Genomic DNA, 12695 nt, shown 5'->3' on the forward strand with positions numbered 1-12695 from the left:
CGCCGAGCGCTGACAGCGCCCGGTCCCCACTGCGGGGACCGGGCGCTGTGGCGTGTGCCGGGTCCGCCGTCGGGCGGCGACGTGTCGGGGCCTCTGTCACGAGTCGCCATGCCAGGACCCGCCGACTCGTCCCAGAACCCCCGACACGTGGGCGCTGCGGGGCGCCACGCGCCGAGAGATGGACGATGCGGGCGCTTGGTCGGCGCCCGCCTACGCTTTCACCCATGAACTGGGACGACTACGCGGCAGCCCTCTTCGACCTCGACGGGGTCGTCACCCCGACCGCGGAGGTCCACATGCGGGCGTGGTCGGCGATGTTCAACGAGTTCCTCGAGGGCCGCGGGGTCACCGAGCCCTACACGGACGAGGACTACTTCGCGCACGTCGACGGCAAGCCGCGCTACGAGGGGGTGGCCGCGTTCCTCGCGTCGCGCGACATCGACCTGCCGCAGGGGGACCCGTCCGACGACCCGTCGGAGCAGACCGTCTGCAGTCTCGGCAACCGCAAGAACGACGCCTTCAACGAGGTGCTCGAGGCCGACGGCGTCCAGGCCTACCCCGGGTCGGTGCGCCTGCTCGAGGCGCTCGCCGCACGCAGCATGCCGATGGCCATCGTCTCGTCGTCCAACAACGCTCCGGCCGTCCTTGAGGCCGCCGGCGTCGCCCACTTCTTCTCGTTCGTCATGCACGGTGGCGTCGCGTCCGAGCGCGGCATCGCCGGCAAGCCGGCCCCGGACACCTTCGTCGTCGCGGCGCAGGAGCTCGGCGTCACGCCCGCACAGGCCGTCGTGCTCGAGGACGCCCTGAGTGGTGTGCAGGCGGGCGCCGCAGGCCACTTCGCCCTCGTCATCGGGGTCGACCGTGGCGCCGGCACCGCCGCCCTCACCGACGCCGGCGCCACCCTCGTCGTCAAGGACCTCGAGGAGCTCCTGTGAACGCGATGCCGCGCGACGTCGACGACGACCCGCTGGACCGCAGCCGCTTCCCCGTCGACGAGTGGGCGCTCACCGAGACCCGCTTCGACGCCGACGACCTCGGCGTCACCGAGTCGCTCTTCGCCGTCGGCAACGGCTACCTCGGGCTGCGTGGCAACTACGAGGAGAGCCGGGACGCCCACGTCAACGGGTCCTACATCAACGGCTTCCACGAGACCTGGCCGATCACCCACGCAGAGGAGGCCTACGGCTTCGCCAGGGTCGGCCAGACGATCGTCAACGTCCCCGACGCCAAGGTCATCCGCCTCTACGTCGACGACGAGCCGTTGCAGCTCTCCACGGCTGACCTCCTCGACTACGACCGCACCCTCGACTTCCGCACGGGAGTCCTGTCACGCACGCTCCTGTGGCACACGCCGAGCGGCAAGCGGGTCGAGGTCAAGAGCACGCGCATGGTCTCGCTCACCCAGCGCCACCTCGCGGTCATGACCTATGAGGTCACCCTCCTCGACGGCGACGGACCGGTGCAGATCTCCTCGCAGGTCCTCAACCGCCAGGACCGCGTCGCGGAGGGGCCCGAGGCCGAGAGCGCCGGCATCGCCGACCCACGCAAGGCCGAGACCTTCCACGGCCGGGTGCTGCTGCCCGAGGTCAGTGAGGGCGATTTGCAGAGCGGTCGGCTGTGGCTGGGCTACCAGTGTGCCGACAGCGGGATGACGCTCGGACTCGTCACCGACCACCTGCTCGAGACCGAGAACTCCTACCGCGCGACCGTCCACAGCGACGACGACTCGGTCAAGATGATCTATCGCCTCCAGGGCCAGCAGGGCGTGCCCATCAGGCTGACCAAGCTCGTCTCGGCCCACACGGCGGGCAGCGTCCCGCCGCGTGAGCTCATCGACCGGTGCGAGCGCACGCTCGACCGCGTCGCCGAGGCGGGTCTGCAGCAGCAGCTCGACGAGCAGCGCGAGTGGCTCGAGTCCTTCTGGCAGCGGGCCGACGTCGAGATCCCGGGCCACCCGGAGATCCAGCAGGCCACCCGCTGGAACCTCTTCGCGCTCGCCCAGGCATCGGCGCGCGCCGAGACCTACGGCATCCCCGCCAAGGGAGTCACCGGCTCCGGCTACGGCGGGCACTACTTCTGGGACACCGAGATCTATGTGATGCCGTTCCTGACCTACACGATGCCGTATGCCGCCCGCAACGCCATGCGCTTCCGTCTCTCGTTGCTCGACTCGGCCAGGGCCCGTGCGCGTGAGCTCTCGCAGAAGGGTGCGCTCTTCCCGTGGCGCACCATCAACGGCCACGAGGCGTCGGCGTACTACGCGGCCGGCACGGCGCAGTACCACATCGACGCCGACATCGCCTATGCCCTCAGCCAGTACGTCGGGGCCACCGGCGACCTCGAGTTCCTCGACCGCGAGGCCATCGACGTCTTCGTCGAGACGGCCCGGCTGTGGGCCGACCTCGGCTTCTGGCGCATGCACCCCTCGCGGGAGCGGACCTTCCACATCCATGGCGTGACCGGGCCGGACGAGTACACCACGGTGGTCAACGACAACCTCTACACCAACGTCCTCGCGCGCTTCAACCTCCGGCGAGCGGCCGAGGCGGTGGAGGCGCTCGCGGAAGGTGACCGGCCGGCATACGAGCAGATGGTCCGCAGGACCGAGCTGGACCCGAGCGAGGTCAGCGAGTGGCGCGACTGCGCCGCGGGGATGGCGATCCCGTTCGACGAGCACCTCGGCATCCACCCCCAGGACGACCACTTCCTCGAGCGCGAGATGTGGGACCTCGCCAACACGCCGTCGTCGGTGCGACCCCTGCTGCTGCACCACCACCCGCTCGTCATTTACCGCTTCCAGGTGCTCAAGCAGGCCGACGTCGTCCTCGCGCTCTTCCTCCAGGGGGAGGACTTCACGCCGGAGCAGAAGCTCGCCGACTTCGAGTACTACGACCCGATCACCACGGGCGACTCGACGCTGTCGGCGGTCGTGCAGTCGATCATCGCGGCCGAGGTGGGCTACCAGGACCTGGCCTATGGCTACTTCCTGGCGGCGCTGTTCGTCGACCTGGCCGACCGGCACTCCAACACGGCCGACGGCGTGCACGTCGCCTCGACGGGTGGGGTGTGGAGCGCGCTGGTCTCGGGCTTCGGCGGGTTCCGCGACCACGGCAGCGACGAGCGCGAGGGGCAGTTCGCCATCGACCCACGGCTGCCGCAGGACTGGGAGTCGCTGACCTATCGGCTCTGCCTGCGCGGCACGCGGGTGCGCGTCACGGTGCGCGCCACCGAGCTGGAGCTGGTCATCGAGGAGGGTGAGGGTCCGCTGACCTTCGCGGTGCGCGGCGAGTCGGTGACGGTGACGGCGCAGGCGCCGGTCACCGTGGCCCTGGCCGACCAGGGGCCGCGCATCGAGGGCACCCCCAAGGCGCCGAGCGAGATCGTGCGCGAGGACGGGACGGTCATCTCGAGCGTCGTGCCCACCGGCGACACCCGTCGTATGCCGGTCCCCACCGGCCACTGAAGCCCGACTGATTGCGACTTCGGGTCAGTCACCGTCGGGCCGAAGGCCCTCCGCTGGATGACCCGAAGTCGCAATCAGTCGGTGTGGAAGTGGGCCTGTCAGAGCGGTCGCCTAGGTTGGCGCGCATGGCAGCGAAGACGACCCGACCGGCCTACCGGTGCACGGAGTGCGGGTGGACCACGGGCAAGTGGGTCGGTCGCTGTGGCGAGTGCCAGGCCTGGGGTTCGGTGACCGAGGTGGGCGCCGTCTCGGCCAGGACGGCGGCCGCCAAGTCGGTGCAGCGTCCCGCCGTCCCCATCGGCGAGGTCGACGTGACCCGGGCGCAGGCCCGGGGGACCGGGGTGCCCGAGTTCGACCGAGTGCTCGGCGGCGGGCTCGTGCCCGGCGCCGTCGTGCTCGTCGCGGGTGAGCCCGGGATCGGCAAGTCGACCCTGCTGCTCGACGTCGCTGGGCGCGCCGCCCGCGGTGGCGAGCCGGGCGAGGAGCGACGCGTCCTCTATGTCAGCGGTGAGGAGTCCGCGGCGCAGGTGCGCAGCCGGGCCGAGCGGATCGAGGCGATGGCGCGCACGCTGTTCCTCGCGTCCGAGACCGACCTCGCGACGGTGCTGGGCCAGATCGACCAGGTCGAGCCCGAGCTCGTCATCGTCGACTCCGTCCAGACGATCAGCAGCGCCGAGGTCGAAGGGGCCGCCGGCAACGTCTCGCAGGTGCGAGAGGTCGCGGCCAGCCTCATCGCCATGGCCAAGTCCCGGGGCATCTCCTGCCTCCTCGTCGGGCACGTCACCAAGGACGGCTCCATCGCCGGGCCCCGTGTGCTCGAGCACCTCGTCGACGTCGTCGTGCAGTTCGAGGGCGACCGGCACAGTCGGCTGCGGCTCGTGCGCGCCGTCAAGAACCGCTACGGCCCGACCGACGAGGTCGGCTGCTTCGACCTGTCGGACATCGGCATCACGGGCCTGGCCGACCCCAGCGGGCTCTTCCTGTCCAACCGCACGGCCGCCGTCGCCGGCACCTGCGTCACCGTGACCCTGGAGGGACGCCGACCACTCGTCACGGAGGTGCAGGCCCTGGTCGACCAGACCGAGATGCCCAACCCGCGCCGGGCGACGAGCGGTCTCGACTCCGCCCGCGTCGGGATGATCCTCGCCGTGCTCGGGGCCCGCGCCAAGGCGCCGATCGGTCGCAAGGACGTCTTCGTCTCGACCGTGGGTGGCGTGCGCATCACCGAGCCCGCGGCCGACCTCGCCCTCACCCTGGCGCTCGCCAGCGCGATCAACGACCAGCCGCTGCCCGTCGGCACCGTGGCCTTCGGTGAGGTGGGCCTCGCGGGTGAGCTGCGACCGGTCACCGGCGCCCACCGCCGGCTGGCGGAGGCCTCACGGCTCGGGTTCACCACGGCGATCGTGCCGCCGGGTGTCCTCGGCGGCGGACCGGTGCCCGACGGGCTGCGCGTCATCGAGGTCGCCACCGTGCTCGAGGCCGTGACGATGACGGCCGCCGCAGCGCCGGCTCGCTGACCGCGTCCTCCACCACCCAAGGCAGCGTGATTGCGTCCCACGCCGCTCACCGATGCAGTCGAGATCGGGTGACACGCAGAGCCAACGCGTGGATCCCGCGCGTGTCACCCGATCTCGTCGTCGCTCCCAGAGTGACCTGGCAGCGACCCAGACGGCGGCCGTGATCCGGGCGACGCGAATCTGTGCCCCCGGAGCAGACCACACGTGACGTGGACGTGACCCGATCACAGGACCGGACGGCATACCTGCGCCGTTAGACTCCCCACGAGGGCCGGGGTGACTGACCGCGCCCACAGCGACGAGACCGAAGGGGGACCCACATGGCCACGCCGCTGGTGGATGACGAGCTGATGAGGACGACACTCGCTGCCGTCGCGCCCGGGACCGAGCTGCGGGACGGGCTCGAGCGCATCCTGCGCGGCCGCACCGGCGCCCTGATCGTCCTGGGCACCGACCGGGTCATCGACGAGATCGCCACCGGGGGCTTCCCGCTCGACGTCGAGTTCTCCGCCACCCGGCTGCGCGAGCTCGCCAAGATGGACGGCGCCATCGTCTGTGACCGCGACGTCACCAAGATCCTGCGCGCCGCGACCCAGCTCGTGCCGGACGCCACCATCGAGACCAGTGAGTCCGGCACCCGTCACCGCACGGCGGAGCGGGTGGCCAAGCAGACCGGCTTCCCCGTCGTGTCGGTGAGCCAGTCGATGCGCATCGTCGCGCTCTATGTCGGCGGCAACCGGTTCGTCGTCGAGGACTCCAGCGCGATCCTGTCCCGCGGCAACCAGGCGCTGCAGACCCTCGAGCGCTACAAGCAGCGCCTCGACGAGGTCACCGGCACCCTGTCGGCCCTCGAGATCGAGGACCTCGTCACCGTGCGCGACGTCGCCAACGTCCTGCAGCGCCTCGAGATGGTGCGCCGGATCAAGGACGAGATCGGCGACTACGTCCTCCAGCTCGGCACCGACGGCCGGCTCCTCAGCCTCCAGCTCGAGGAGCTCACCGGCGGCCTGTCCGACGACCTCGGGCTCGTCATCCGCGACTACCTGCACGACTCGCGCGGCAACCTCGAGCTCGAGCAGGCCATCGCCAACCTCACCGACATCGACGCCACCGAGCTCCTCGACCCGGCCGCCGGTGCCAAGGCCCTCGGCTTCACCGTCGTGGGCGACGCGCTCGACTCCTCGGTGAGCCCGCTCGGCTACCGCATGCTCAGCAAGGTGCCGCGTCTGCCCGGCGCCATCGTCGACCGTCTCGTCGAGCACTTCGGCAGCCTCCAGAAGCTCCTCGCCGCTGGTGTCGACGACCTCATGGGCGTCGACGGTGTCGGCGAGGGTCGCGCCCGGCTCGTGCGCGAGGGCCTGTCGCGTCTCGCGGAGAGCAGCATCCTCGAGCGCTACGTCTGACCCCGGTGCTGACGACGTGAGCGGCTCGCGCCTGCCCGGGACCGACGTGCGCCTCCTGCACCGGTCGATCCTTGCCTGGTATGCCGTCCACTCCCGTCCCCTGCCCTGGCGCGACCCGTCGTGCTCACCGTGGGGTGTGCTGGTGTCCGAGGTGATGGCGCAGCAGACGCCGCTGTCCCGGGTGGAGCCGGCGTGGCAGGAGTGGATGTCGCGGTGGCCGACCCCGGCGGACCTGGCCCGTGAGGCACCCGGCGAGGTCGTGCGGGCCTGGGGGCGCCTGGGCTATCCACGCCGGGCGCTGCGGCTTCGCGATGCCGCCATCGCCATCACCGAGCGCCACGACGGTGAGGTGCCGCACGACCAGTCCGAGCTGCGCGCCCTGCCCGGCATCGGCGACTACACGGCGGCGGCCGTGGCAGCGTTCGCGTTCGGTGACCGTTCGGTCGTCGTCGACACCAACGTGCGCCGCGTGCAGGCCCGGGTCGTCTCGGGTCTGGCGCAGGCGGCGCCGTCGCTCACCCGGGCCGAGGTCGACCTGGCTCGGGAGCTGCTGCCGGTCGTTGATCACGACGCGGCGGTGTGGAACGTTGCAGTCATGGAGCTCGGCGCGCTGGTCTGCACGGCCCGGGCCCCCCGGTGTGGGGACTGTCCCGTCCGCACGAGGTGCGCCTGGGTGCTGGCCGGTTCACCGGCATACGACGGTCCGGTCCGCAGGGGGCAGAAGTGGCACGGCACCGACCGGCAGGTCCGCGGCATCATCGTGCAGGCGCTGCGGGAGGCGACCCGTCCTGTCGGACGCGCCGCGCTTGCACCGGGCCGGGACGAGCAGCAGGTCGACCGCTGCCTCGCCGGGCTCATCGAGGACGGGCTCGTCGAGCCGCTGAGCGCCGACCGGTTCGCCCTCCCCGGGCTCGCGGAGGCGCAGGGATGAGCAGCCGCGACGAGCCGACCGAGCCGCTCCGCCCGCTGGACCCGACCGAGCCGATCCAGCGGGCCCCGGGTTCCCCCGCGGGTCCGCGGCCGGAGGCAGGGAGGGGCGCCGAGGGAGCCGAGCCGGCTGGACGTCGCAGCCCCCCGGATCCCTACGGCGTGCGCGCCGGCGCCGGCAAGGTGTTCCGCGTCCTCGGGCGTGGCACCGTCGGCGGAGCCCGGGTCGCGGGTCGGGGGAGTCGCGCGGGCACGCAGAAGGCCCGCGCCTACGTCCAGTCCTCCGGCGCCGGTGAGAGCGGCCTGGCCCGCCTCGTCGAGCTGCACTTCGTCAACATCTGCGGCGACGCCGCCCTGACCGTCAGCCTGGCGGGGACCATCTTCGCGATCCCGACCGACGAGGCGCGCGCCCAGGTGGCGCAGTTCCTCGTGCTGACCATGGCGCCGTTCGCGCTGCTCGCCCCCTTCATCGGGCCGCTGCTCGACCGGTTCCGGCACGGACGACGCTGGGCCATCGGGACGACGCTGGCCCTGCGGGCCTTCCTCTGCTGGGTGCTGGCGGGCGCCGTCGCCACCGGATCGGCGTGGCTCTTCCCGGCCGCTCTCGGCTGCCTCGTCGCGTCGAAGGCCTATGGCGTGACCCGCTCGGCGGCCATCCCACGCCTGTTGCCACCGGGCTTCACCCTCGTGAACGCCAACTCGCGCATCGCCCTCGCCGGCGTGGCGGCGATGGCGGTGGGCGGTGGGCTCGCAGGAGCCGTGTCGCGCATCGGCCCGGACTGGTCGCTGCGGCTGGCCTTCGCCATCTATGTCATCGGCACGGTGCTCGCCATCAGGCTGCCGTCCCGGGTGGATTCCGCGGTCGGTGAGCTCGACATCGAGGACACGCGCCCGGCGCCACCGCCCAGCACCAACGAGGTCGTGGCCCACGTCGAGCGTCAGGGTCGCCTCGGCCGGACCAGCGGCCGACTGCGGGCCCGGGTCCTGGCCCTGCCGGTCAGCGTGCGCGCGACCCTCGTGAGTGCGATGGGCGCGCGGCTGCTCACGGGGTTCCTCACGCTGTTCATGGCCTTCCTCATGCGCGAGCACCCGATCCCCGGCTACAGCGGGACGCTCGTGCTCGCCCTCGTGGTCGGCGCGGCGGGAGCCGGCAACGCCCTAGGCACCGTCGTCGGCAATGCGGCTCGACGGCTGCCACCGGACCGGCTCGTCGCCGCGGCCCTCCTCGTCATCGTCACGGCAGCGCTGGCCACCGCCGTCTTCTACTCGCTCGCGACCCTGCTGATCCTCGGGCTGTGCGCCGGGCTGTGTGCGCAGGTCATCAAGCTCAGCACCGACGCGATCATCCAGCGCGATGTCGCCGAGAACGTGCGCACCCAGATGTTCGCGTGGTCCGAGACGGTCCTGCAGATCGCCTGGGTCGCCGGCGGCGGGCTGGGCATCGCCCTGCCGCTCATCCCCCAGCTGGGGTTCGGGGTCATCAGCGGCCTGCTCGTCGTCGTGCTGCTGCTCTCGGTCCGGCTGCGCCGCCGCGCGAGTCCCTGAGTCATTGCGAGTTCGAGTCGCGCCCGAATGGCCGAAGGCCCGCCCGTCGTGACTCGAACTCGCAACAAGTCGGGTGGGAAGGGGTGGGGTGAGGGTCAGAGGACGCGGAGCATCCTCGTGTTGCCCAGGGTGTTGGGCTTGACCCGCTCGAGGTCGAGGAACTCCGCGACACCCTCGTCATACGACCGCAGCAGCTCGGCATAGACCTCGGGCTCGACCGCTCGTCCCTCGATGGGCGTGAAACCGTGTCGCGCGAAGAAGGCCGTCTCGAAGGTCAGGCAGAAGAGCCGCTCCACTCCGAGCGCCCGTGCCCGCTCCACGAGCTGGGTGAGGATCTGGCTCCCGACACCGAGACCCAGGGCCGACGACGCCACCGCCAGCGTGCGGACCTCGGCGAGGTCCTCCCAGAGCACGTGGACGGCGCCGCAGCCGATGACCTCACCGTGACGCTCGGCGACGACGAAGTCCGCGACCGACTCGTAGTAGGCCACCGCCTCCTTCTGGAGAAGCACCCGCTGGTCGGCGAGCGGCGCGACCAGCGCTCGCATCGCGCGCACGTCGGCCGTGCGTGCAGAACGGATCCGTATGCCGTCCGCGCGGTCGGGCGAGGCGTCTTGTTCGTCGGGGCGCTCGGGTGCGGGAATCACACCCACCAGTATCGCGGCATACGTGAAGGAGGCACCGCTCAGTTCGTCGTGTACGCGGTGCGGATGCGCGCGAGGTCGGTCGCCGTCGGTGTCCACGCGCGTCCTGCCAGGGCCTCGCTCTTGGAGATGAACGGCCTCATGATGTGCGGGTGCGTCGCGTGGTCCCAGTGCCCGAGACAGTGCGCGACCTCGTGCGAGACGATCGCGGCGAGCCACTTGCCGTACGGACGACCGACGCCACCGACATGGGTGTTGACGTTGACGACGCAGTCGCCGATCTCGTAGGCCTTCTTTGGCCCGGTGGTGAGCCAGGTCGGCACCTCCACCCAACCCCCGACCGAGGTGTGTGCCCTCGCCGAGCTCCACCTGATCGTGATGCCACGGGACGGCTCGGACGACACCGGGACCAGGTCGATCCCCGTGCCGACCTCCCAGCGGTGCGCGGCGGTGGTCGTGCCGGCGACTCCGAGGGTGTTGTAGACGGGGATCGTGTCCTTGTAGAACGGGTAGTCCACCCAAGTCGTGGCAGCGACGGCACTCGGCGGAGCGAGCAGGGCCGCCGCGGAGGTGAACAGCGCAGCGACGAACGCAGTGGTTCGAACCTTCATGACGTGCTCCTCGCTGTCCATAGGCACCCATAGTCATTTTGGGTGATCAAATGGTGGCCCAAAAGTGCGGCTAGGAGGGTAAAGAGAAGGTAAGAGCTACTAGTTCGTGCGCTACGGATACCAGGGTGCGGCCGCACGACGAACCGGCCGCCCGTGCACTAGGCACGGACGGCCGGTTCTTGTAAGCGTCGCCATCGACGCCCGGGTGCGGGTCAGCGGGTCTGGTAGACCGGCTGGCTCTGCGGGTTGAGCTCGTCCATCTTCACGTTGGCAGCCTTCTTGAGGCTGGGATCGGTGATCTTGAGGACGTCGAAGCCCTTGCCGAGGTCGGAGGAGAAGACGTGGCCGTTGTAGTAGTACGACGACCAGGTGCCGCCGCCGTCCGTGGCGCCGGTTGCAACGGGTCCGCGCTCGAAGTAGCCGATCTCACGCGGGTTCTCGGAGTCGGTGAAGTCCCAGAAGGACGTTCCACCCATGTACCAGGACTGGACCATGACGTCGCGCCCGTTGACCGGGATGAGCGAGCCGTTGTGGGCGACACAGTTCTCCGAGTCGTTCTGGTGACGCGGGATCTTGTAGTACGACTTGAAGGTCAACTGGTTGTCGGCCGACAGGTCGTAGATGCCGTTGGCGCCACGGGTGGGGCCGACCTTGGTGTTGCAGGTCGCGCGGCCGCCGCCACCGAGCTCGTCGGTGAAGATGACCTTGGTGCCCTTGTTGTTGAACGTGGCCGAGTGCCAGAACGCGAAGTTCGTCGTGTCCTGGACGGTCTCGATGACCTTGGGAGCGACCGGGTTGGAGATGTCCATGATCACGCCGTCACCCATGCAGGCACCGGCCGCGATCTTCTTGGACGGGTAGGCCGTGATGTCGTGGCAACCGGTCGTCGCGGAGTAGGTGTCACCCGAGGGCTGGACGCCCCCGGGGTTGCCGCCGTCGGGGAAGAGGTTGGGCTCGGCGACGACCTTCGCGGAGGTCGGGTCGGCCTTGGGTACCTCGACGATGCTGATCGAGTCGTGCGGCGGCTGGCAGTCCGGGTAGTCCGCACGCGGCGAGTAGCTCGACACGTAGATGAAGTCGCTCTTCTCGCTCGGCACCAGAGTGTTGGTGTGTGAGCCGCACTTGGTCTCGACAGACTTGACGTACTTCGGGCTCGTCGGGTCGGAGACGTCGAAGATCTTGATGCCCTCCCACGATGTCTTGACAGTGGCCGACGTGGCAACCGTGTCGCAGCTGTCGTTGGTGCTGGCTGGATTGGTCGTGATGCGGGCTGAATCGGTCGAGAGGTACAGCAGGTCACCCGAGATGGTGATGTCGTTCTGCGATCCGGGGCACAGCACCCGTGAGAGCACCTTGGGCGAAGCCGGCGTCGAGACGTCGTAGATGACGAAACCGTCGTAGTTGCCGACGAAGGCCTTGTTGCCCGAGAAGGCGATGTCACTGCCAGTGCTGTCGACCGGCGTGACGTGCGGTGTGTTGAAGAGGTGCTGCACGTTCTTGCTGCGACCGATCTGGTCGATTGCGAGCTGGGTGCCGGACTTGCCGACTGCTTCCGGCTCGACGTCAGCGGCGCCGGCCGCAGCCACGCCCCAGCCGCTGGCGGCGAGCACGGCGACAGCCGCCACCCCCACTGTGCGGAATAGCCTCATGGTTCCTCCTGAAGTTGGGCAGCCAGGGGACTGCCCAGGTGATTGTGCGGTGAGGTCATGGTCGTCCAAAAGTTCCGCGTGCAGGGTAAAGGGAAGGTAAGAACTCACTACCGGCCAGTTCTGTCCGTTCCTGACAGCACCCCGGACAGAGAGGCCAACTACAGTGCCGCACATGCCGACTCGTCGTCACTCGACCGCCGTCACCTTCGCCGCCGTCCTCACATTCGCCGTCGCGGGATGCTCCGGCGAAGAGAAGCCGCAGCCCGTCCCTGGGACCCCGGGCCCGACCTCGAGCGATCCAGTGATCCAGCCTGGGGCGCCGGGTGAGCCCAATAAGACGTTGAGCGGTAGTGCGGCGGCCACAGCGCAGCCGACGCCGACGGTGGCGGCCGGTGACGTCACGTTCTACCAAGACATGATCGTTCACCATTCCCAGGCACTCGTCATGGTCGAGACGGCACTGCCGCGGTTGACCGACACCCAGGTGAAGTCGCTCGCCGCCCGCATCGGTGACGAGCAGAAGCCCGAGATCTTGGCCATGACGACCTGGCTCGAGGACCGCAAGCAGGACGTGCCACCCCAGGCCACCAACCCACGGCTTGGCGACCACGACCACGCGGGCATGCCTGGCATGGCGACCCCGGCCCAGATGGCTGAGCTGGGGCGGGCCAGTGGGGTGGCCGCCGACCGCCTCTTCCTCACGCTCATGACGAAGCACCACCAGGGCGCCTTGACGATGGTCGGTGAGCACGGCAAGACCGCGGGCGAGGAGATGGTGAGCGAGATGGCCAGCGACATCAACGTCACCCAGGCCAAGCAGGTCCAGCAGATGCAGACCATGCTCGCTCGCCTCTCCTGAGGCCTCCCGCCAACGCAGAAGGCGGGGTATGCCGGGAACTCTCGTTCCGGCATACCCCGCCTTCGTGTCTGGCTGGG

10 protein-coding genes are annotated in these 12695 nt (G+C 70.0%); 7 read left to right on the plus strand and 3 right to left on the minus strand.

From position 1 onward, the window contains the following. Positions 1-224 precede the first annotated feature (224 nt). The 6 genes from ACZZ98_RS08720 to ACZZ98_RS08745 all read left to right on the plus strand — a co-directional run bounded on the left by ACZZ98_RS08720 (position 225) and on the right by ACZZ98_RS08745 (position 8855). A complete protein-coding gene (locus tag ACZZ98_RS08720; RefSeq protein WP_463515864.1) occupies positions 225-935 on the plus strand; it encodes an HAD family hydrolase in 711 nt (236 codons plus the stop codon). A gap of 5 nt (positions 936-940) precedes the next feature. Further along, on the plus strand, positions 941-3463 hold the full coding sequence (locus ACZZ98_RS08725) for a glycoside hydrolase family 65 protein (RefSeq protein WP_463517749.1): 2523 nt from the start codon (positions 941-943) through the stop codon (positions 3461-3463). Between the two features lie 125 nt (positions 3464-3588). Continuing rightward, positions 3589-4980, plus strand: coding sequence for a DNA repair protein RadA (radA, locus tag ACZZ98_RS08730; RefSeq protein ID WP_463515865.1), 1392 nt, complete (start codon positions 3589-3591; stop codon positions 4978-4980). A gap of 320 nt (positions 4981-5300) precedes the next feature. Continuing rightward, complete coding sequence (disA, locus tag ACZZ98_RS08735) at positions 5301-6383, plus strand: DNA integrity scanning diadenylate cyclase DisA (protein WP_463515866.1); 1083 nt, start codon at positions 5301-5303, stop codon at positions 6381-6383. Between the two features lie 16 nt (positions 6384-6399). Next, positions 6400-7314 (plus strand): HhH-GPD family protein, encoded by a 915-nt coding sequence (locus ACZZ98_RS08740; protein ID WP_463515867.1) that lies wholly within the window; start codon positions 6400-6402, stop codon positions 7312-7314. Beyond that, positions 7311-8855 carry an MFS transporter gene (locus ACZZ98_RS08745; protein ID WP_463515868.1) on the plus strand — a complete coding sequence of 515 codons (1545 nt, stop codon included), beginning with the start codon at positions 7311-7313 and terminating at the stop codon, positions 8853-8855. Before ACZZ98_RS08740 ends, ACZZ98_RS08745 begins: the two co-directional genes overlap by 4 nt. A 95-nt stretch (positions 8856-8950) precedes the next feature. On the opposite strand, the gene ACZZ98_RS08750 is transcribed toward ACZZ98_RS08745, so the two are convergent. From ACZZ98_RS08750 to ACZZ98_RS08760, 3 genes are all read right to left on the minus strand, one after another. Beyond that, positions 8951-9442 carry an amino-acid N-acetyltransferase gene (locus ACZZ98_RS08750; protein WP_463517750.1) on the minus strand — a complete coding sequence of 164 codons (492 nt, stop codon included), beginning with the start codon at positions 9440-9442 and terminating at the stop codon, positions 8951-8953. A 98-nt stretch (positions 9443-9540) separates the two neighbouring features. Continuing rightward, positions 9541-10110, minus strand: a complete 570-nt coding sequence (locus ACZZ98_RS08755; protein ID WP_463515869.1) for a hypothetical protein — start codon at positions 10108-10110, stop codon at positions 9541-9543. Between the two features lie 212 nt (positions 10111-10322). Then, positions 10323-11759, minus strand: coding sequence for an LVIVD repeat-containing protein (locus ACZZ98_RS08760; RefSeq protein WP_463515870.1), 1437 nt, complete (start codon positions 11757-11759; stop codon positions 10323-10325). Positions 11760-11931: 172 nt separating this feature from the next. Here ACZZ98_RS08760 and ACZZ98_RS08765 point away from each other — a divergent pair, with 172 nt between their 5' ends. Next, positions 11932-12618: a DUF305 domain-containing protein gene (locus ACZZ98_RS08765; RefSeq protein WP_463515871.1), complete on the plus strand. Its 687-nt coding sequence runs from the start codon at positions 11932-11934 to the stop codon at positions 12616-12618. Positions 12619-12695 lie beyond the last annotated feature (77 nt).

The organism is Knoellia sp. AC549 (assembly GCF_979258975.1).